Raw genomic sequence first — 17,756 nt, forward strand, 5'->3', positions numbered from 1 at the left:
TGCCTGATCCGGCTGAAAGGCCCGGTTTTAAAGGCTTTCAGCCGAACGTAAAGACGATAAAAAAAGCTGTAAAACCTGAATAAATCGGTCAAAAAGGCCCGAAATCAGCGTTTTTTATCGATGCACGGCTCTGTGCAAAGATCTGTTTTCTTACTTTTTGGCCTTGTTATCGGCCTTGCATTTTGCAATCTGCCCCAGTGCTTTTTGCTGCAGCTGCGGGGTCGCCTTATTGTCCATCAAGGCTTGAATGTCGGCTGCCGGGTAGGACTTGATCGCATCGGCGCCACAGGCGCAATGGGATTTGGCCGCTGCCGCGCCGATCTGTGGCGTGGCCGCCTCGGTGCATTGGGCCATGTATTTTTCACGCTCCCCCTTGGGCCATTCGGCGTGGGCGGTCAGCGGGAGCAGCAGGGCGAGGGGGGCGACTACTGCAAATAATGTGTTCAGACGCATGCGAAGATGCTCCTTTCGGGTCGATGTCTTGTTATCTGAGGCGTAGCGGGCGGTACAGTTCAGCACTCTGGCATAAAAACCGTGGATTTACGTCCGCTTCAATCCGGGCGCGGCGATGACCGTTCATCTGTGCTAGCATGCCGGGCTCGGGTATTTTCAGGCTCCGGAGGACAACAGGTCCCGGCTGCGGCAAATGTTCGATTAACCCTGATTTGAATCCCAGTCACTCTGGTTCGGTTTTCCCGGTTGGCCGCAAGGCTCCTGCCGCTGTAAGGCAGGCGTTCGTCATTGAATGGCCTGGACTGGATCTTGTACTGGCTCATCCCAACCCACGTGACCTTTGGTAGGGGTCACCACTAGGAGAGGAGGCGCCATGCCAACTATTACTCTTCCCGACGGCAGTCAACGTTCATTCGATCACCCGGTTTCCGTAGCCGAGGTCGCAGCATCCATCGGCGCGGGCCTGGCCAAGGCCACCCTGGCTGGCAAGGTCAACGGCAAACTGGTCGATGCCAGCGATGTCATCGACAGCGACGCCACGCTGCAAATCATCACGCCAAAGGATGAAGAGGGGCTGGAGATCATTCGCCACTCTTGCGCGCACCTGGTGGGCCATGCGGTCAAGCAGTTGTATCCGAGCGCGAAGATGGTCATCGGGCCAGTCATCGACGAAGGCTTCTATTACGACATCGCCTTTGAGCGTCCTTTCACGCCGGAAGACATGGCGGCCATCGAACAGCGCATGCAGCAGCTGATCGAGAAAGATTACGACGTCATCAAGAAAGTGACCCCGCGTGCCGAAGTCATCGAAGTGTTCAAGGCGCGTGGCGAGGATTACAAGCTGCGTCTGGTGGAAGACATGCCGGACGAGCAGGCCATGGGCCTGTACTACCACGAAGAATACGTCGACATGTGCCGTGGCCCGCATGTGCCGAACACCCGCTTCCTGAAGTCTTTCAAGCTGACCAAGCTGTCCGGCGCCTATTGGCGTGGCGATGCGAAGAACGAGCAGTTGCAGCGCGTCTACGGCACTGCCTGGGCCGACAAGAAGCAACTGGCGGCTTACATCCAGCGTATCGAGGAAGCCGAGAAGCGTGACCATCGCAAGATCGGCAAGCGCCTGGGCCTGTTCCACACCCAGGAAGAATCCCCGGGCATGGTGTTCTGGCATCCGAACGGTTGGACCCTGTACCAGGTGCTCGAGCAGTACATGCGCCAGGTCCAGCGTGAAAACGGCTACCTGGAGATCAAGACGCCGCAAGTGGTTGACCGTAGCCTGTGGGAGAAATCCGGGCACTGGGCCAACTACGCCGACAACATGTTCACTACCCAGTCGGAAAACCGCGACTACGCCATCAAGCCGATGAACTGCCCTTGCCACGTGCAGGTGTTCAACCAGGGCCTGAAAAGCTACCGCGAGCTGCCGATGCGCCTGGCTGAGTTCGGTGCCTGCCACCGTAACGAGCCATCGGGTGCGCTGCACGGCATCATGCGCGTGCGTGCCTTCACCCAGGACGATGCGCATATCTTCTGCACCGAAGAGCAGATGCAGGCCGAATCCGCTGCCTTCATCAAGCTGACCATGGACGTCTACCGGGACTTCGGCTTTACCGAAGTCGAGATGAAGCTGTCCACTCGTCCGGAAAAACGCGTTGGTTCCGATGAGTTGTGGGATCGCGCCGAAGCAGCCCTGGCCGCTGCCCTCGATAGCGCAGGCCTTGCGTACGATCTGCAACCGGGCGAAGGGGCTTTCTACGGGCCGAAGATCGAGTTCTCGCTGAAAGATTGCCTTGGTCGCGTGTGGCAGTGTGGTACCCTGCAGCTCGATTTTAACCTGCCGATCCGTCTGGGCGCCGAATACGTGTCCGAAGACAACAGCCGCAAGCACCCGGTCATGCTTCACCGCGCGATCCTCGGTTCGTTCGAGCGCTTCGTCGGGATTCTGATCGAACACTACGAGGGCGCGTTCCCCGCGTGGTTGGCGCCGACCCAGGCAGTGATCATGAATATCACTGATAAACAGGCAGATTTTGCCGCCGAGGTCGAAAAAACTCTCAACCAAAGCGGATTTCGTGCCAAGTCCGACTTGAGAAATGAAAAGATCGGCTTTAAAATCCGCGAGCATACTTTGCTCAAGGTTCCCTTTCTCTTGGTTATTGGAGATCGGGAGGTCGAGATGCAGACTGTCGCTGTGCGTACTCGTGAAGGTGCTGACCTGGGCTCGATGCCCGTCGCCGAATTCGCTGAGTTCCTCGCGCAAGCGGTTTCCCGGCGTGGTCGCCCAGATTTGGAGTAATTATTATTAAGCGTGAAATGAGACAAGATAAACGAGCTGCACCGAAAGCCCCGATCAACGAGAATATCTCGGCACGCGAGGTTCGGTTAATTGGCGCTGACGGCGAGCAGATTGGCATCGTCTCGATTGATGAAGCGCTTCGTATTGCTGAAGAAGCCAAGCTTGATCTGGTAGAAATTTCCGCAGACGCAGTCCCGCCGGTTTGCCGGGTGATGGACTACGGCAAGTCGATCTTCGAAAAGAAGAAGCAGATTGCCGCGGCGAAGAAAAACCAGAAGCAGATTCAGGTAAAAGAAATCAAGTTTCGTCCAGGGACGGAGGAAGGGGATTACCAGGTAAAACTGCGCAACCTGGTACGTTTCCTGAGTGACGGGGACAGGGCCAAGGTATCCTTGCGATTCCGCGGCCGTGAGATGGCCCACCAGGAGCTGGGGATGGAACTCCTCAAGCGGGTTGAACAAGACCTGCTCGAGTACGGTTCGGTCGAACAGCATCCTAAGATGGAAGGACGCCAGCTGATCATGGTCATCGCCCCGAAAAAGAAGAAGTAATCAACAGGGCACGGCAGGCCTTGCGATTATGTTTATCAACTGAATGCGGAGTATCCGAACATGCCAAAGATGAAAACTAAAAGTGGTGCTGCTAAGCGGTTTCTGAAAACTGCTAACGGTATCAAGCACAAGCACGCTTTCAAGAGCCACATCCTGACCAAAATGTCGACCAAGCGTAAGCGTCAACTGCGCGGTAGCAGCTTGCTGCATCCGTCTGACGTGGCAAAAGTCGAGCGCATGCTGCGCCTTCGTTAATTTTTGGATCAAGAATAGAGGAAGTAACTCATGGCTCGTGTAAAGCGTGGCGTCATTGCCCGTAAGCGTCACAAAAAAATTCTGAAACTTGCTAAAGGCTACTACGGCGCGCGTTCCCGCGTATTCCGTGTTGCCAAGCAAGCGGTAATCAAGGCAGGCCAATACGCCTACCGTGACCGTCGTCAGAAAAAACGTCAGTTCCGCGCTCTGTGGATCGCTCGTATCAACGCTGGTGCTCGTGTTAACGGTCTGTCCTACAGCCGTTTCATTGCCGGCCTGAAAAAAGCGTCCATCGAGATCGACCGTAAGGTTCTGGCTGATCTGGCAGTGAACGAAAAAGCGGCGTTTGCTGCGATTGTCGAGAAAGCTAAAGCCACCTTGGCTTAAGTACCCCCGACAGTCACCCGGCCTCACCTCTGTGGGGCCAGGTGTTAAACGTCATAAATAGGGGAAGAGCCTTCAAGCTCTTCCCCTATTTTGTATCTGGAGTCTGTACATGGAAAACCTGGACGCGCTGGTCTCTCAAGCACTAGAGGCTGTGCAAAGCGCTGAAGATATCAATGCCCTGGAGCAAATCCGGGTTCACTACCTTGGCAAGAAGGGCGAGTTGACTCAGGTGATGAAGACCCTGGGGAACCTGCCGGCCGAAGAGCGTCCGCAGGTCGGTGCGCTGATCAACGTTGCCAAGGAGCGTGTTACAGAAGTCCTTAATGCGCGCAAGGCCTTGTTCGAGGAAGCGGATCTGGCTGCCAAGCTCGCCGCCGAATCCATCGACGTGACCCTGCCTGGCCGCGGCCAGACTTCCGGTGGTTTGCATCCGGTTACCCGGACCCTGGAACGTATCGAGCAGTTCTTCACCCACATCGGCTACGGCATTGCCGAAGGCCCTGAGGTCGAAGACGACTATCACAATTTCGAGGCGCTCAACATCCCAGGCCATCACCCGGCCCGGTCGATGCATGACACCTTCTATTTCAACGCGAACATGCTGTTGCGCACCCATACCTCGCCGGTACAGGTCCGCACCATGGAATCGCAGCAGCCGCCGATCCGCATCGTCTGCCCAGGCCGTGTGTACCGTAGCGACTCCGATATCACCCACTCGCCGATGTTCCACCAGGTCGAAGGCCTGCTGGTGGATCGCGACATCAATTTCGCCGACCTGAAAGGGACTATCGAAGAGTTCCTGCGGGTGTTCTTCGAGAAAGAACTGGCGGTGCGTTTCCGTCCTTCGTACTTCCCGTTCACCGAGCCATCCGCTGAAGTCGATATGGAATGCGTGATGTGCAGCGGTAAAGGCTGCCGCGTCTGCAAGCAGACCGGCTGGCTGGAGGTCATGGGCTGCGGCATGGTTCACCCGAACGTGCTGCGTATGTCCGGGATCGATCCGGAAGAGTTCTCGGGTTTTGCTTTCGGCATGGGCGTCGAGCGTCTGGCCATGCTGCGTTACGGTGTAAATGACTTGCGCCTGTTCTTCGACAACGACTTGCGGTTCCTTGCGCAATTTCGCTAAGCCGCAGACCCGTAACGAATCTAATAGGAGAGCAGGATGAAATTCAGTGAACAATGGCTGCGCGGCTGGGTAAGCCCGCAGGTAAGCCGGGACGAGCTGGTTGCTCGTCTGTCGATGGCCGGTCTTGAGGTCGATAGCGTGACGCCGGCCGCCGGTGAATTCAGTGGTGTGGTGGTGGGCGAGGTGCTGAGCACCGAGCAGCACCCGGACGCCGACAAGCTGCGGGTGTGCCAGGTCAGCAATGGCGCGGAAACCTTCCAGGTGGTCTGTGGCGCGCCAAATGTGCGCCCGGGCCTGAAGATCCCGTTCGCCATGATCGGTGCCGAACTGCCGGGCGACTTCAAGATCAAGAAAGCCAAGCTGCGTGGCGTCGAGTCCAACGGCATGTTGTGCTCCCAGGCTGAACTGCAGATTGGCGAAGGCAACGATGGCCTGATGGAGCTTCCGGCTGACGCACCAGTCGGCCAGGACATCCGTGAGTACCTGAGCCTGGACGATGCGAGCATCGAGGTCGACCTGACCCCGAACCGTGGCGACTGCCTGTCCCTGGCCGGTCTGGCTCGTGAAGTGGGTGCGTTGTATGCCGCCCCAGTGGCACGTCCAGCGGTCGCGACCGTTGCCGCGGTGCATGATGAAGTGCGCTCGGTTGAAGTGCTGGCGCCGGCGGCATGCCCACGTTACCTGGGGCGCGTTATCCGGAATGTCGACCTGTCCAAGCCGACCCCGCTGTGGATGGTCGAGCGCCTGCGTCGCGCCGACGTGCGCAGCATCGACGCTGCCGTCGACATCACCAACTACGTGATGCTGGAGCTGGGTCAGCCGCTGCACGCGTTCGACCTTGCCGAAATCAACGGCGGCATCCGCGTGCGCATGGCTGAGGAAGGCGAGAAGCTGGTACTGCTCGATGGCCAGGAAGTGACCCTGCGCAGCGATACGCTGGTCATTGCCGACCACTCCCGTGCCCTGGCGATTGCCGGCGTAATGGGCGGCGAGCACAGTGGTGTGTCTGCCACGACCCGTGATGTGTTCCTTGAAAGTGCGTTCTTCGACCAGATTGCGGTGGCTGGCAAGGCCCGTTCCTATGGCCTGCATACCGATGCCTCGCACCGTTACGAGCGCGGCGTGGACTGGCAACTGGCCCGTGAAGCCATGGAGCGCGCCACTGGCCTGCTGCTGGAAATCACTGGCGGCGAAGCTGGCCCGATCATCGAAACCGTCAGCGAACAGCACCTGCCCCAAATCGCACCGGTCACCCTGCGTGCCCAGCGCATCACGCAGATGCTCGGCATGGAAATGGACCCGGCTGAAGTCGAGCGCCTGCTCAGCGCCCTGGGCCTGAACATCAGCGCCGACGGGGCAGGGCAGTGGCGTGTCGAAGTGCCAAGCCATCGCTTCGATATCAGCCTGGAAGTCGACCTGATCGAAGAGCTGGCCCGTCTGTACGGCTACAACCGTTTGCCGGTTCGCTACCCGCAGGCGCGCCTGGCCCCACAGGCCAAGGCCGAAGCCCGTAGCGACCTGCCGGAACTGCGCCGTCTGCTGGTGGCTCGTGGGTATCAGGAAGCGATCACCTACAGCTTCATCGATCCACGCCAGTTCGAGCTGTTCAATCCGGGTGTCGAGCCGCTGTTGCTGGCCAACCCGATTTCCAACGACATGGCCGCCATGCGCTCGTCCCTGTGGCCGGGCCTGGTCAAGTCGCTCCAGCACAACCTGAACCGCCAACAGGACCGCGTACGTCTGTTCGAAAGCGGCCTGCGTTTCGTTGGTCAGTTGGAAGGCTTGAAGCAAGAGCCGATGCTGGCCGGTGTCGTTTGCGGCAGTCGTTTGCCGGAAGGCTGGGCGCAAGGTCGCGATGTCGTCGACTTCTTCGACGTCAAGGCTGACGTGGAAGCGGTGTTGGGCTTCGCCGGTGCGCTCGGTGTGTTCACCTTCGTGCCGGGCAAGCATCCGGCGCTGCATCCGGGGCAGACAGCACGCATTGAGCGTGACGGGCGTGAAGTCGGCTATGTCGGCGCGATTCACCCTGAACTGTCCAAGACCCTGGGGCTTGATCGTCCTGTGTTTGTTTTCGAGCTGGTTCTGGGCGAAGTGGCGCTGGGGAAAATGCCGAAATTCCAGGAGTTATCGCGCTTTCCTGAAGTGCGGCGTGACCTTGCGCTGCTGGCCGATCGCGACGTTGCATCCAGCGCTGTACTGGATGTAATCCGTGAAAATGCAGGCGAATGGCTCACGGACCTCAGGCTATTTGACGTGTATCAGGGTAAAGGCATTGATCCGCATAGAAAAAGCCTTGCAGTCGGCTTGACCTGGCAGCATCCATCGCGCACTCTTAATGACGATGAGGTGAATACCGCAACGCAGAATATCCTCACCTCGCTCGAAAACAGGTTGAACGCCACGTTAAGGAAGTGACGTATGGGGGCTCTGACGAAAGCTGAGATGGCGGAACGTCTGTATGAGGAGCTGGGCCTGAATAAACGGGAGGCCAAAGAATTGGTCGAACTGTTTTTCGAAGAAATCAGGCACGCTCTGGAAGACAACGAACAGGTCAAATTGTCCGGTTTCGGCAATTTCGACCTGCGGGACAAACGCCAGCGGCCTGGCCGCAATCCGAAAACGGGTGAAGAAATCCCGATCACGGCTCGCCGTGTGGTCACCTTTCGTCCAGGGCAGAAGTTGAAGGCCCGAGTTGAGGCTTATGCTGGAACCAAGTCATAACGACGAGCTACCCGTCATCCCAGGCAAACGCTACTTCACCATTGGTGAAGTCAGCGAGCTGTGTGCGGTAAAACCGCATGTGCTGCGCTATTGGGAGCAGGAGTTTCCTCAACTCAACCCGGTCAAGCGCCGCGGTAACCGCCGGTATTATCAGCGACAAGACGTGCTGATGATCCGGCAGATCCGCGCGCTGCTGTACGACCAGGGGTTCACCATCGGCGGAGCGCGCTTGCGCCTCTCCGGTGATGAGGCCAAAGACGATACAACCCAGTACAAACAGATGATCCGCCAGATGATCGCCGAGCTTGAAGATGTGCTGGTGGTGCTCAAGAAATAAATTTCTGCTTTTAAATCTTCCAGTTTTCAAAAGCTTGCGATATATTCCTGAGCGTTCCGTTGAGAGACGGAACAAGATTCACGCCTAGTCGGGGCGTAGCGCAGTCCGGTAGCGCACTAGCATGGGGTGCTAGGGGTCGAGTGTTCGAATCACTCCGTCCCGACCATTATTCCTGAGTAAAATCAGACAGTTAAGCCGATCAGATGGATCGGCTTTTTTGTGCTCGCGCAAAACATGCGCAAAACTAACCGGTGATTTCGCTGATATTCAGGTCGGGGATTGCTTCCCACCACACGATATCCGCGTGATCCTTCTGGTAGTTCTGGTCATGCTCTCGCTGGCATGGCCGGCGATCTTCTGCCCATCCTTTCCGGCTTTCTGATACAGGTGCAGCGACAGTGCACGCACTTCGTGGAAGCCCGGCATTTCCTCTTCTATCGACCCCTTGAACAACCCGCCGCTTCCCGGACCCCATCGAATCGCTGGCGCCGTATACGATCACCAGGCCAGATCCCTTGGCGATCAGAATCAGGTCTTTATGGATGCCGCAAGGGTAGGTGATTGCGCATATACGATCCGCGAGGTCTCCTTTGTTCATGGCATAGCTCCGCCCGCTGTTTACCGGCAGGCTGTGAGTTGTAAGGGTTTGGTTTGTAGTCAGATCGCTTTGGTGGGGGCTTGTATCAGGGTATGGCTGATATACGAGGAAGCCTCATTCGAATAAGGTTCTGTAGTTCGCCCTGCCAGGTGTTTCAGAGAAATGCTGAGTGGCCGCAGCTGGTCAGGGTGGGCTTTTTTTTGCCATGGCTCCTCTAGATGGGACAGGCCCTGTAAAGCAGGGGGGGATCATGGCGTCACCTCTTTGATATGGCTGCCTATCCATTTGCGCATCCGCTGCCATCGCTGCTCCGAGGTTTCGTTCCAGCCGCACTCGTCATTCTCAAATACGACCTCGGCGGCCATGGCTGGCGCTATTCTGAAAGCGCCCGAAACTGTTTCTCGGCAATGCGCATCGATGACGCTCATTTCGATGCTGCGCTTCGCACTGGAGAACACCGAGGGTGCAGAACTGCCCGTCAGCTTCAAGCGTGTCCGCCACCAGGCGCTTGTTAGGCATCGCGTCCATTGCGTCGTGAGGTTCGATCAGAAAGGCCTGATCGCGCTTGCCCTTCAACGCCGATGACACGGCGCCACGCCAGCAGATCAGATCCCACCCACCGCAATCGTCGCTGTAGTGCCCACCAGCACACAGGCCCGGAATGGTCAGGCAGAACCAGCCTTCGCCTTCAGGCCGGTCAGGCTCCCAGTAGATGGATGGGCAGGTAACAGGACCAAATACTTTGTCCGGAACCTACACGCAAACTAAAGCGTCCGGTACTTGTACCTGGGATGCTACAAAGCTTTGATAGAGCCTAATTATTCCTTTGCCGCTATAGCGGCTAACTTTGAAGGGGGAGGGGTTAGAGGTTTTTGGAGCTACGGCTACTATCGTTATAAAATCGGTTATTGCGGTGGCTCAGATGCTCAATGAAACGGATACGGTCGGACAGACGTTTAAGCGGGCGTTCTTCCGAGTAGATGGCGTGACGATGTATTTCTTTTGGGCGATATGGGCCGGAATCATGACAAAGGTTCTATTTGATCCCAGCCAGCCAAAAATCGCTGTACTGGTCCTTTTCATGGTTGGCATGATGAACCCCATCCTATTCATCATGATGGGGTTGATGCGGCTACCTGGCTTATTGACGGCGCTGATTCTCGCCGGATTGAATGTTAAAGGCCTCTGGGTTTTCGCGTAGCTTCGACGCTGAACTGGCCTACCGGTATTGGGTGCTGATTCGCTGGGCGATGGCTTCGAGTTTTTCAGCCATTGCCCACATGTCGTTGTTGTCGCGGCGGGACGTCACGGGCGCGCGGTGGACGTTGCGGCCGATCAGGATCCAGGCGGCGAGCAGGATTAGCCAAGCCTCGGCCTTTCGGCGAACGAAGCGCCTCATGGCTGCGCTGCTGGGTGAGTTTCGTTCCAGCGCTCGAACGCTTCTAGCGTGGTGGCTGCTTCGATCTTCTCGTCGCAGGTGTAGCAGTGCGCTACGCCGCCGGCGGCGCCGACGTCGCGGTGATCTTGCTTGCAGGGGTTCATGTGCCAGTCATCATCACTGGTGGCTTCTGGATGTTCTGGGCGCTCAGGCGGATAGGCCGGGGCTGTCATCGCTTGGTCAATGGCTGCGCGAAGGCTCTCGCTGTAATTCTCGCCGATGACGCACTCGGTCGGCTTATCCATCCAGTGGCCGACAATCTCGATGCTGATGCTGCTGTCACCGGCATCGCCGTTAGGGCTGCTGTCGAAGCGGACATCCCAGCAATTCGATTCCAGCGCATCCAGCCGGGCCGCGTCACGCTCCAGTTGATCAATCTGCTGATCCGCTGCGTTCAGGCGCAGCTGCAGAGCGTCACGCTCGGCGGTGATGCGTTCGATGTGCTGAGCCAGCGTGCACGCGAAGTCGCCGGCCAGCCGCTCAGCGATGTACTGGCGGTAGTCGTGACGCTTAAGCGCTGTCTTGAACTGGTTGGCGATGTAGCCGCGACCGCCTGCTGGAGTGGCTAGGTCAAACTCAGGCTCGGCGGCGTAGTTTTCTATGGGCATGGGATACCTTGCCGGGTATATTCCCGGCCCTATCTAGAGGATTGGCTTATGGATCGAGTCGTTTTTGGTGGCTGTCTTCTGCTTGTTGTATTCGGTATTTTGCTTGGCTTGGGTGTGGGGTCTACGGAAGTATCTGCCAACAAAATTCGCGGTGTTTTCGAGTTGCTTAGTTTTGCAGGCACCGCTGCAACAGCAATTGTCGCAGTTGCTGCGTTGACTAGCTGGCAAAGTCAGTTCCGGCATTCAGAGAAATTCAAGGTGCTTAAAGATTTTCAAAGCACTTTAGATGATGGAGAATCTGCTTCTGTTTATGTCATGGCTTTGTTTAGAGTGTTTGTTGAGTTGCACGAAAGTAGTGCTTCTGTAGAAATAACTGATCTATTCAACAAGATACAAAGGCCACAGAAGGTTTGGCTTGGCCATTGTGCGAAAGTCGATAAATCTTGGCAGGGTATGTTGCTGCATTTCGATCAGTCAGAAATTTCGATGTTTAGCTTCACGCATCGTGATTTGGAAGAGTTGGTGCAAATTGAAGTTCAAAACATTATACGACTCGGATTTGTCCTAAGTGATCCTGACTTGTCTGGAATGTATGAGGTTTCTGAAAGGTGCGTAAACACCGCCAGGAACAAAAGCCGAACGTTATATTCAGAATCAAATGTCTTGTTAAAAAGGCTGGTTGGTTAGATTTTAGCTATTGTGATCGATACCAGATCATGGGCATTCACAACCCGCATGCCGAGCGCCTTGCCGATATGCACTTCAAGGCTGGCGCCGCGGGAATCCTGCCAGCCGGGCAGGGTGGCCACGGTGTCGCAGTCCATTAGCGCCTTGATGTCCCGGCGCATGCATTCGCTCCAGGTGCCCGGGTCTGGGTTGAGTTCGGCGGGGTTTATGACGGTGTGGCCGGCCTCGCGCAGGCTGGCGGCAGTGGTGTGGAAGAGGGGGAAGTTCAGGTCCAGCATGTTGGTCATGGGGCCGCTGAGGTAGATTCGTTTCACTGGGAGTCCTTGCCGGGGCATGCCCGGGCGGTGGAGTGGGGGAGTAGTGGAAATCCCACAAGAGGAGCGCGCGGGCAGGACAGCAGACCATCGAGCACTACCGTCACCGCACTGTTGAATGGCTGACGGATTGCCGAGGTGCTGCCGAATGAAAAAACTGACTGACCTGATAAACCTGATCGCTGCCGTGGTTCGACTGATCGACGTGATCATCCGTACGGGCTGGGTATGATCTGCTCGGATTCGGCGACGGTTGCGAGTGAAAGACACCGAAGCCTGTGATTTCGTAGTGTCTATCTGGCATCATGTAAAAAACATGGAGCCGGGTAGATGACAGATAAGAGTGAAATTTCAAAGTCCGAATTCAAGAAGAAGGATTTAAATTCTCCGGAGTTTAGAAAGCGAATTGCCGAACAGGCCTGTCGAACCGCTATAGATGACCTGGCTGCATGGAAGTCTATTTACAGTTTGTCAATTGATTTGAGAAATTTTGAAATTTCTCAATTGGTGCAGAGAAATAATTTCTTTATGATTTTTCAGGGGGTTCTCTTCGCCGGAATATGTCAGTCTGCTGGGCAGCTGCCGATAGTTAGTTTCGTTATATGTTTGGTTGGGTTGTTAGTCTCGCTGTTCCAGGCAGGAATGGCCGCTGGCGCGAAGTATTGGCAGGAGCATTGGGAAATTAATTGCAGAAAGTCAGAAGAGTCCATGGTTGAGCTTTTGAAGCGTCACAGAGTGTATAGATATTTGAATGACAAGTTTGATGTAAAACTTTCTCCGGAGGTTGACCAACAGTTACTTCGTAGGAAGGTTTTAATTCACTTATTTCTTGATAACTCGAACAAAGACGAGATCAAAAAAAGCATCTGGAAAGGTAGGCCGTGGGCTCCGGTGGCTAATTTTATGATCTTGGCTAGGTTTTCTTCTAGTCGACTTCCTATATATGTCGGGCTGGTATTAGCATTGGGTTGGGGGATTTTGTTTGTTTCCACCTTTAGGGTCGAGGCACTGGATTGGCACGTTCCAGAAAATATTTCCGGATTTAAACAGCGCCAGGCCCCTGAACCAGTCTTGCCGAAGTAGCCCCCAAATCTCATCGGAAGTCACTCACACAATCCATAGATTGAGCTGCAAAGCTCAACCTCTTGATCAACCCGGATTAGGTCATATTGACGGCCCCCGCGAGAGGTTGTAGCCCACTCGACCCTGGCGTGAATGCCGTGGGATAGTGTCCCGGCGTCTGCGGCTGATGTCGCGCCAAGGTCTGAAGCTGGGAAAAAGGTCGCAACCTTCGTTTTGCTGACCTTCGATATCAGTTGCTCCCACTTGGCAAGCCGCTCAAGCTCTTCAGGAAAGCGTTTGCTTATTTCAAGAAGCTCGTCCTTGCCGGCGTTTATGCATGGCATACAGCCGACCCGACGCATACCCAGCTCATACAGGGGGTTCGATTTGAGCCCATGCTTTCGATGCATCTCGAAGCAATCTTCTGCCGTCCACGGAAGGATGGGGCGGTAGTTCCAAAGTTCTGCTCCGCTGCTGCGCGTCAGCACGTGCTCTGATGCGGACAACAGGGCCCGCTTCGCTCCTTCGTCAGCTCTAACCCCTTGCCACGATCGGACATCGTCGCCTGCGTCGAGCAGGGGAAGGTGAACTTGTTTGGTCAGTTGGTCTCGCTTGAGCTCTTTGGAACAGAACGCCACCTTTGTGGATGGAAACCGGCCGTGAACCATACACATGTCGAGGAAAGGATTCCCAGTGGTGTAGAGCAAGCCAAGGGCCTGTTCGGCAATCTCTGGCGTCCACTCATACCGGCCCTGGTTCTTGTGCGTTCCGGCGATCACGTTGCGCATCATCTGGCGACGGCCTTCGATCTGTTTCGTGAAGTCGGCGCGAATCCAGCGGATCGGCACGCCGGTAGACTGCTCGACATAGCGAACGTACTCGTATGTTGAAGGGTGCTCGTTACCGGTGTCTGCGAAGACTGCCTGAAGGTGCTCTACCTCCTGCTCTACTGCCAGCAGGAGCATGGCAGTGCTGTCCTTTCCGCCGCTGTAGCTGATGACGTTGTGCTCGATGGTCATGGCGTTTTCCAGGTGCGCACCGGCCTCGCCGGTTGGCGTGATTCGAGTTTGTGGGCTATTGGTTGATGGCCCGGCATGAGGCCGGATCAAGGAGAGAAGCAATGGCGACAGATCGTGAAATCGCGCTGGAACAGGCACTTATTGCCGTTATCGCAGCAGCGGAGGCGGCCGGGGGCGACGTTCAGGGATTATTGAGTAACGCGCACGGGCTGATCATTGGGCACAGCCCGTACCGCCAGGTCGAACACCCATATGTCACGATGGCTTGCCAGGAGATCAGCGAGGCACACGCCACTGTCCTAACGCTTAAGCCATGAGTAGGCGGACTCAGTAGATGATCAGGCGCCACCCTCCGTGCCCGGTGGTGGCAATTTGGTTTGGGTTGGGGTATCACGGGTGACCGGCATGGAGATGGATCAAGGAGATGGCTTTGGAGGCAGCAACATGGGCGAATGTGATCGCAGGTCTAGCGCTTTTTGTATCTGTAGCAGCTGCTGTATTTTCGTGGAGATCCGTATCCCAGGCGAAGCGGGCTAATAGCATCGCCATTCATCAATACCAGAAGGAACTTCATCGGGCGTTTTTCGAAGTTCGAAGGCTCTTGAGTGGTCGCGGATTATTTTTGAAGCAGCAGGAGTTAGCTCCGTATGGGATGATTCTGCGGTCATCCTCGCTCTACGTCAGTGAGGCGCTTTCTGCGAAACTGCTTGAGTTCTACGATAGTTGCTTTCAAGTAGAAAATTTACACACCTGCCTCGAAATGAATCGCGATTATGCACGACTTATCGCAAACGAGGAGACGGGTCTAGCCGGCGCCGACTTTGAAGCGCACCGAGCGAGTGCTGATGATCAAGTAGTTAAAGCGCGCAAGGATTTAATGGACTGCCTGACGCTGACAACAGTGTTAGGAACGGTAATTGAATCTAAATTTGTTAAAGAGATAAAGCTTAGCTGACGGCCTGGCTCCCGACTCTATGACCGGTGGTGGCAATTTGGTTTTGGATGATATTTTATGGTTTACCGGCATGGGCCGGCACAAGGAGAGAAAATGAGCAACTTCCCGTTCACTGTTGGAGATTTGCAGCGTCAGCTACAGAACCTTGATCCAGATGACATTCTCGAGTTTCAAGGCGGGCTGACCTTCAACAGAATCAAAAGGCGAGGCGATGATTTGCAGGTTCTGGAATTTTGCGAGGCTCAAGGCTTCTTGGAAGACAAATTCAAGAAGTCGAACCCGCATGTTCAGGTCGTTTTTATCAAAGCTGAACCCTTCGAAGAAGGTGAGCTGATTCAAGAAATCGACGTAAACATTCGATAGCCACAACTTCATCACATACGTACCCGGAGAAAGTAATGTTCCCAAACGAGTGCTGTGCTCAATCGATCCGCTCCTATGATGACGAAGATCGGCTTGGAACCTTCCGAGTTACCGGTGGGCGCGATGCAATCGACATAGAAATGACGCTTGTGTGCAACTCCTGTGCTGAGACGTGGAGCAGAACATACAAGTCCGACCATTCATTGTTCTGGATAAAAAAGAACCCAGAAGCTTAATCGTCCTTACTGATACGCAGTTCTTCGCGTCTGTAGGCCAACTCCAATTTCCGCGACACGTTTTCGGGTATCTCGTATTCGTGTCGCGGAGCGGTAAGGAACTGAGCAGATCCACCCGGGCCAAGTCCATGCAGATGATGAATCATCAGCGTGATGGCCTCGCCCTGTTCCTCGATGCCGCTCCAGGCCATCAGCTCAGCCAATGCCTGGCGTGTTCCAGCCATACAATGCAGCCTGATTTCCTCTTCGCCGCGGCTCTTTCGCTTCGCCGCGGTCTTTGCTGACCGTTCTTTCTGAGCTGCAGCCATGGCAGGTCTCCGTTATTCCGCTGGCCGGCAAGTCCAGCCAGGTCTGTCGTTTGCGTTGTTGGGTGCGAAAACGTCTCACGCTGCAACCTTCAGTTGATGCCAGGCACCGGCGGCGTGGAACAGCTCCGCGGCCTGCGCCTCATCGAGCGATACCTCCGCAGGGATGGCGATCCAGCCAGACGCCACCAGGTGGTTCGGGTTGCGGCTTTCGCGCAGCTCCAGGTAGTAATGCTCGATGGCATCCGTCAGGCGCTCGACCTTGTAAATGCCCTGTGGCGATATCTCCACCGACTTGATGTACTCGGCGCCGCGCTCGTCTCGACACATGGCGCCGATGTAAATCGTCCAGTGCTAGGAGAAGTCGAAAATGGCGTTGGCGATCGCCAAACTGCGGATTTGCCGACAGCTCTTCCAGTTCGCCATGATCTGGGAGCCGCTTGGGTCGATGTTCACGACTGCGACGTGATTAGTCCTGAGCAACGCCCGGCAACTGCGCTCGGCCCGGGCGAAACCGTTGTTGGGTTTGCGTTTCGACTTCATAGTGCGTCCGCCATCTTGCGTAGGGCGCGGCGCTCGGCCAGGGTCAGCTTGCGCGGTTTGCGCTTGAGGACCGTTTCAGGGTCTATCCGCGTTGAGCGGGGCGGCGGAATGGGGTTACGCGGCGGGCTTTGCAGTTCGGCGATCTGTCCGCCGGCGGCCAGGTACTGCGCGATTCGCTCTGCGATCGACTCGGCATCTGGCCGGTGCTGCTCGACGAGGTTGAGGTGGTTGCTAATCATGCTCAAGCTCCCATTCTATGGGCCTGCGCCCTTGCTTTGTCTGCGACTTCATCAACCATCCTGCCAAGCTCCAGATTGAACTGGACCAGCTCTTGATGAAGCATCGCGATGTACTCGTCATCGCGCTTAATGGTTTCGATGTACAGGCGGCAGTCTTCATCTTGGCGCGGATCGAACGACAGGAAATCCCACCATTCCCGGCCTGTGACGAACATGCAGCCCTGAACCTGCGGCTTGTGTTCGTCGGGCATTCCTTCGAGCCAGGTGCGAACGTGGACAGCCTCATTGAATGGGCACTTCGACTCAATGCCCCCGTCATCGCCAATCAAACCGTCCGGCGAACAGCCCAGCCAGTCGTATTTTGGGTGAACCACAAACCCGGACTTGATGACGGTATTGCCGGTCAGGATTTCGTAAAAGTCGTGACTCGACTGCTCGACTTCCGTGCCCCAGGCCATCGACTTGCTGCTGACTGAATGCTTCGACCTGTTAGCCAGGCGCTCAAAGGCCAGCTCGCGCATGTAGGTGGTGCGGGCTGCAAGCGGCTTGCGTTTGCCATGCTTGTCACGATCACCCCAAGCAATCACATCCTTGAACCTGCTTGCTGTTAGGCGACCGCTGCGGTCCTGATGCCACTGCTCCGTGCGCTGAAGATCTACGGCGGCGCTCATTGAGTGCCTCCTTGCTGATCGCTTTCAGAATCAACGTCTGCGCTCTCGTTGACGGTCGTGAACTCCGCATCAATGGTCTGTGCAATCGTCTTCAGTTCGCCGTGACGAGTTACGCCAATGGCGCCGCGCTGCTGAGGCTTCAGCGCCTTCCAGGCCTTTTCGTAACCCTCAATACCCTGTTCCTGAGCGATCTTTTTCAACTGCTCGAATAGGTCAGTGGTTGCGTCGGCTGTATCGCCCTGAGGAACTGATGCGGCGCCCACGTCTGCTGGCTTTTAGTTGGTAGATCTCGGGGTAACGTCTGTTTCAGAAAGCGCATAGCCGTCGTCCAGTTCGTCGCGTGTGTACACGCCCAAGATCACGTCAGGGCAATACAGCCGGGCGCATTTTTTGAGGGTCAGGTACGCGATCTGCTGCTTGGATCGTCCGCCCATAGCGTCGAGTTCCGTGTTCGCGCTTGAGTCATCAAGGTGGTCAGTTCGCGGGGAGAGTCCTCAGCCACGAACGTAGCCCAAACGCGGACCCCAAGCCCTTTCTCGTCGTTTATGTTCCAGTTTGGGGTGCGGTACTTCTTCGGCTGCGGATACCGTAT

At 56.0% G+C, this 17,756-nt stretch carries 25 protein-coding genes, 1 tRNA gene and 2 pseudogenes; 15 read left to right on the forward strand and 13 right to left on the reverse strand.

Going from position 1 to position 17,756, the window contains the following annotated elements:
* Positions 1–150: 150 nt before the first annotated feature.
* The gene (locus AC3I65_RS09045) at positions 151–453 is read right to left on the reverse strand and encodes a hypothetical protein (RefSeq protein WP_047229331.1); all 303 of its coding nucleotides are present in this window, start codon (positions 451–453) and stop codon (positions 151–153) included.
* Positions 454–826: 373 nt separating this feature from the next.
* Here AC3I65_RS09045 and thrS point away from each other — a divergent pair, with 373 nt between their 5' ends.
* From thrS to AC3I65_RS09090, 9 genes are all read left to right on the forward strand, one after another.
* Positions 827–2,749 (forward strand): threonine--tRNA ligase, encoded by a 1,923-nt coding sequence (thrS, locus tag AC3I65_RS09050; protein WP_003203626.1) that lies wholly within the window; start codon positions 827–829, stop codon positions 2,747–2,749.
* Positions 2,749–3,300 (forward strand): translation initiation factor IF-3, encoded by a 552-nt coding sequence (infC, locus tag AC3I65_RS09055; protein ID WP_169432615.1) that lies wholly within the window; start codon positions 2,749–2,751, stop codon positions 3,298–3,300. The genes thrS and infC overlap by 1 nt, the downstream gene beginning before the upstream one ends.
* Before the next feature lie 60 nt (positions 3,301–3,360).
* Positions 3,361–3,555, forward strand: a complete 195-nt coding sequence (gene rpmI / locus AC3I65_RS09060; protein WP_002553160.1) for a 50S ribosomal protein L35 — start codon at positions 3,361–3,363, stop codon at positions 3,553–3,555.
* A 30-nt stretch (positions 3,556–3,585) separates the two neighbouring features.
* Positions 3,586–3,942 (forward strand): 50S ribosomal protein L20, encoded by a 357-nt coding sequence (gene rplT / locus AC3I65_RS09065; RefSeq protein ID WP_002553161.1) that lies wholly within the window; start codon positions 3,586–3,588, stop codon positions 3,940–3,942.
* A 109-nt stretch (positions 3,943–4,051) separates the two neighbouring features.
* A complete protein-coding gene (pheS, locus tag AC3I65_RS09070) occupies positions 4,052–5,068 on the forward strand; it encodes a phenylalanine--tRNA ligase subunit alpha (protein WP_047229332.1) in 1,017 nt (338 codons plus the stop codon).
* Positions 5,069–5,104: 36 nt separating this feature from the next.
* Positions 5,105–7,483, forward strand: coding sequence for a phenylalanine--tRNA ligase subunit beta (pheT, locus tag AC3I65_RS09075; RefSeq protein WP_488523645.1), 2,379 nt, complete (start codon positions 5,105–5,107; stop codon positions 7,481–7,483).
* Positions 7,484–7,486: 3 nt separating this feature from the next.
* Positions 7,487–7,789, forward strand: coding sequence for an integration host factor subunit alpha (gene ihfA / locus AC3I65_RS09080; protein WP_002553164.1), 303 nt, complete (start codon positions 7,487–7,489; stop codon positions 7,787–7,789).
* Complete coding sequence (locus tag AC3I65_RS09085; RefSeq protein WP_003179985.1) at positions 7,770–8,126, forward strand: MerR family transcriptional regulator; 357 nt, start codon at positions 7,770–7,772, stop codon at positions 8,124–8,126. Before ihfA ends, AC3I65_RS09085 begins: the two co-directional genes overlap by 20 nt.
* Positions 8,127–8,215: 89 nt before the next feature.
* Positions 8,216–8,292 (forward strand) — tRNA-Pro (locus AC3I65_RS09090).
* A gap of 78 nt (positions 8,293–8,370) precedes the next feature.
* On the opposite strand, the pseudogene AC3I65_RS09095 reads toward AC3I65_RS09090, so the two are convergent.
* A pseudogene (locus tag AC3I65_RS09095) lies at positions 8,371–8,599 on the reverse strand (integrase); the annotation flags it as partial.
* 373 nt (positions 8,600–8,972) lie between these two features.
* Positions 8,973–9,212, reverse strand: a complete 240-nt coding sequence (locus AC3I65_RS09100; protein WP_488523646.1) for a hypothetical protein — start codon at positions 9,210–9,212, stop codon at positions 8,973–8,975.
* 434 nt (positions 9,213–9,646) lie between these two features.
* On the opposite strand from AC3I65_RS09100, the gene AC3I65_RS09105 reads away from it, so the two are divergent.
* Complete coding sequence (locus AC3I65_RS09105) at positions 9,647–9,925, forward strand: hypothetical protein (RefSeq protein WP_274091150.1); 279 nt, start codon at positions 9,647–9,649, stop codon at positions 9,923–9,925.
* A gap of 18 nt (positions 9,926–9,943) precedes the next feature.
* On the opposite strand, the gene AC3I65_RS09110 is transcribed toward AC3I65_RS09105, so the two are convergent.
* Positions 9,944–10,123 carry a hypothetical protein gene (locus tag AC3I65_RS09110; protein ID WP_139050675.1) on the reverse strand — a complete coding sequence of 60 codons (180 nt, stop codon included), beginning with the start codon at positions 10,121–10,123 and terminating at the stop codon, positions 9,944–9,946.
* Positions 10,120–10,770, reverse strand: a complete 651-nt coding sequence (locus AC3I65_RS09115; RefSeq protein WP_322834755.1) for a hypothetical protein — start codon at positions 10,768–10,770, stop codon at positions 10,120–10,122. The genes AC3I65_RS09110 and AC3I65_RS09115 overlap by 4 nt, the downstream gene beginning before the upstream one ends.
* 48 nt (positions 10,771–10,818) lie before the next feature.
* Here AC3I65_RS09115 and AC3I65_RS09120 point away from each other — a divergent pair, with 48 nt between their 5' ends.
* The gene (locus AC3I65_RS09120; protein ID WP_322834754.1) at positions 10,819–11,457 is read left to right on the forward strand and encodes a hypothetical protein; all 639 of its coding nucleotides are present in this window, start codon (positions 10,819–10,821) and stop codon (positions 11,455–11,457) included.
* On the opposite strand, the gene AC3I65_RS09125 is transcribed toward AC3I65_RS09120, so the two are convergent.
* Positions 11,454–11,771: a DUF4406 domain-containing protein gene (locus tag AC3I65_RS09125; protein WP_322834753.1), complete on the reverse strand. Its 318-nt coding sequence runs from the start codon at positions 11,769–11,771 to the stop codon at positions 11,454–11,456. The genes AC3I65_RS09120 and AC3I65_RS09125 overlap by 4 nt on opposite strands.
* 330 nt (positions 11,772–12,101) lie before the next feature.
* Here AC3I65_RS09125 and AC3I65_RS09130 point away from each other — a divergent pair, with 330 nt between their 5' ends.
* A complete protein-coding gene (locus AC3I65_RS09130; protein WP_322834752.1) occupies positions 12,102–12,854 on the forward strand; it encodes a RipA family octameric membrane protein in 753 nt (250 codons plus the stop codon).
* 20 nt (positions 12,855–12,874) lie between these two features.
* On the opposite strand, the gene AC3I65_RS09135 is transcribed toward AC3I65_RS09130, so the two are convergent.
* Positions 12,875–13,852 carry a phosphoadenosine phosphosulfate reductase domain-containing protein gene (locus AC3I65_RS09135; RefSeq protein WP_488523647.1) on the reverse strand — a complete coding sequence of 326 codons (978 nt, stop codon included), beginning with the start codon at positions 13,850–13,852 and terminating at the stop codon, positions 12,875–12,877.
* Positions 13,853–13,953: 101 nt separating this feature from the next.
* On the opposite strand from AC3I65_RS09135, the gene AC3I65_RS09140 reads away from it, so the two are divergent.
* The 3 genes from AC3I65_RS09140 (at position 13,954) to AC3I65_RS09150 (ending at position 15,170) form a co-directional block, all read left to right on the forward strand.
* The gene (locus AC3I65_RS09140; protein WP_322834750.1) at positions 13,954–14,169 is read left to right on the forward strand and encodes a hypothetical protein; all 216 of its coding nucleotides are present in this window, start codon (positions 13,954–13,956) and stop codon (positions 14,167–14,169) included.
* Positions 14,170–14,276: 107 nt separating this feature from the next.
* Positions 14,277–14,807 carry a hypothetical protein gene (locus AC3I65_RS09145; protein WP_322834749.1) on the forward strand — a complete coding sequence of 177 codons (531 nt, stop codon included), beginning with the start codon at positions 14,277–14,279 and terminating at the stop codon, positions 14,805–14,807.
* Positions 14,808–14,900: 93 nt separating this feature from the next.
* The gene (locus AC3I65_RS09150) at positions 14,901–15,170 is read left to right on the forward strand and encodes a hypothetical protein (RefSeq protein ID WP_322834748.1); all 270 of its coding nucleotides are present in this window, start codon (positions 14,901–14,903) and stop codon (positions 15,168–15,170) included.
* A gap of 232 nt (positions 15,171–15,402) precedes the next feature.
* On the opposite strand, the gene AC3I65_RS09155 is transcribed toward AC3I65_RS09150, so the two are convergent.
* From AC3I65_RS09155 to AC3I65_RS09180, 6 genes and pseudogenes are all read right to left on the reverse strand, one after another.
* Entirely contained in the window at positions 15,403–15,714 is a 312-nt protein-coding gene (locus tag AC3I65_RS09155; RefSeq protein ID WP_488523648.1) for a hypothetical protein, read from the reverse strand.
* Positions 15,715–15,789: 75 nt separating this feature from the next.
* Positions 15,790–16,254 (reverse strand): annotated as a pseudogene (locus tag AC3I65_RS09160) (hypothetical protein).
* Positions 16,251–16,493 carry a hypothetical protein gene (locus AC3I65_RS09165; protein ID WP_322834746.1) on the reverse strand — a complete coding sequence of 81 codons (243 nt, stop codon included), beginning with the start codon at positions 16,491–16,493 and terminating at the stop codon, positions 16,251–16,253. The pseudogene AC3I65_RS09160 and the gene AC3I65_RS09165 overlap by 4 nt, the downstream one beginning before the upstream one ends.
* 2 nt (positions 16,494–16,495) lie before the next feature.
* A complete protein-coding gene (locus tag AC3I65_RS09170; RefSeq protein ID WP_488523649.1) occupies positions 16,496–17,164 on the reverse strand; it encodes a lambda exonuclease family protein in 669 nt (222 codons plus the stop codon).
* Positions 17,161–17,427, reverse strand: a complete 267-nt coding sequence (locus AC3I65_RS09175; RefSeq protein ID WP_322834744.1) for a hypothetical protein — start codon at positions 17,425–17,427, stop codon at positions 17,161–17,163. Before AC3I65_RS09175 ends, AC3I65_RS09170 begins: the two co-directional genes overlap by 4 nt.
* 12 nt (positions 17,428–17,439) lie before the next feature.
* On the reverse strand, positions 17,440–17,598 hold the full coding sequence (locus AC3I65_RS09180) for a recombinase RecT (RefSeq protein WP_488523650.1): 159 nt from the start codon (positions 17,596–17,598) through the stop codon (positions 17,440–17,442).
* Between the last annotated feature and the right edge of the window lie 158 nt (positions 17,599–17,756).

This window comes from Pseudomonas sp. N-1-13, assembly GCF_057787095.1.

Coding starts and splice junctions, on each gene's coding strand:
- AC3I65_RS09045 (WP_047229331.1), bottom strand. CDS start 453: ATGCGTCTGAACACATTATTTGCAGTAGTCGCCCCCCTCGCCCTGCTG.
- thrS (WP_003203626.1), top strand. CDS start 827: ATGCCAACTATTACTCTTCCCGACGGCAGTCAACGTTCATTCGATCAC.
- rpmI (WP_002553160.1), top strand. CDS start 3,361: ATGCCAAAGATGAAAACTAAAAGTGGTGCTGCTAAGCGGTTTCTGAAA.
- rplT (WP_002553161.1), top strand. CDS start 3,586: ATGGCTCGTGTAAAGCGTGGCGTCATTGCCCGTAAGCGTCACAAAAAA.
- pheS (WP_047229332.1), top strand. CDS start 4,052: ATGGAAAACCTGGACGCGCTGGTCTCTCAAGCACTAGAGGCTGTGCAA.
- pheT (WP_488523645.1), top strand. CDS start 5,105: ATGAAATTCAGTGAACAATGGCTGCGCGGCTGGGTAAGCCCGCAGGTA.
- ihfA (WP_002553164.1), top strand. CDS start 7,487: ATGGGGGCTCTGACGAAAGCTGAGATGGCGGAACGTCTGTATGAGGAG.
- AC3I65_RS09085 (WP_003179985.1), top strand. CDS start 7,770: ATGCTGGAACCAAGTCATAACGACGAGCTACCCGTCATCCCAGGCAAA.
- AC3I65_RS09105 (WP_274091150.1), top strand. CDS start 9,647: ATGCTCAATGAAACGGATACGGTCGGACAGACGTTTAAGCGGGCGTTC.
- AC3I65_RS09110 (WP_139050675.1), bottom strand. CDS start 10,123: ATGAGGCGCTTCGTTCGCCGAAAGGCCGAGGCTTGGCTAATCCTGCTC.
- AC3I65_RS09115 (WP_322834755.1), bottom strand. CDS start 10,770: ATGCCCATAGAAAACTACGCCGCCGAGCCTGAGTTTGACCTAGCCACT.
- AC3I65_RS09120 (WP_322834754.1), top strand. CDS start 10,819: ATGGATCGAGTCGTTTTTGGTGGCTGTCTTCTGCTTGTTGTATTCGGT.
- AC3I65_RS09130 (WP_322834752.1), top strand. CDS start 12,102: ATGACAGATAAGAGTGAAATTTCAAAGTCCGAATTCAAGAAGAAGGAT.
- AC3I65_RS09135 (WP_488523647.1), bottom strand. CDS start 13,852: ATGACCATCGAGCACAACGTCATCAGCTACAGCGGCGGAAAGGACAGC.
- AC3I65_RS09140 (WP_322834750.1), top strand. CDS start 13,954: ATGGCGACAGATCGTGAAATCGCGCTGGAACAGGCACTTATTGCCGTT.
- AC3I65_RS09145 (WP_322834749.1), top strand. CDS start 14,277: ATGGCTTTGGAGGCAGCAACATGGGCGAATGTGATCGCAGGTCTAGCG.
- AC3I65_RS09150 (WP_322834748.1), top strand. CDS start 14,901: ATGAGCAACTTCCCGTTCACTGTTGGAGATTTGCAGCGTCAGCTACAG.
- AC3I65_RS09155 (WP_488523648.1), bottom strand. CDS start 15,714: ATGGCTGCAGCTCAGAAAGAACGGTCAGCAAAGACCGCGGCGAAGCGA.
- AC3I65_RS09165 (WP_322834746.1), bottom strand. CDS start 16,493: ATGATTAGCAACCACCTCAACCTCGTCGAGCAGCACCGGCCAGATGCC.
- AC3I65_RS09170 (WP_488523649.1), bottom strand. CDS start 17,164: ATGAGCGCCGCCGTAGATCTTCAGCGCACGGAGCAGTGGCATCAGGAC.
- AC3I65_RS09180 (WP_488523650.1), bottom strand. CDS start 17,598: ATGGGCGGACGATCCAAGCAGCAGATCGCGTACCTGACCCTCAAAAAA.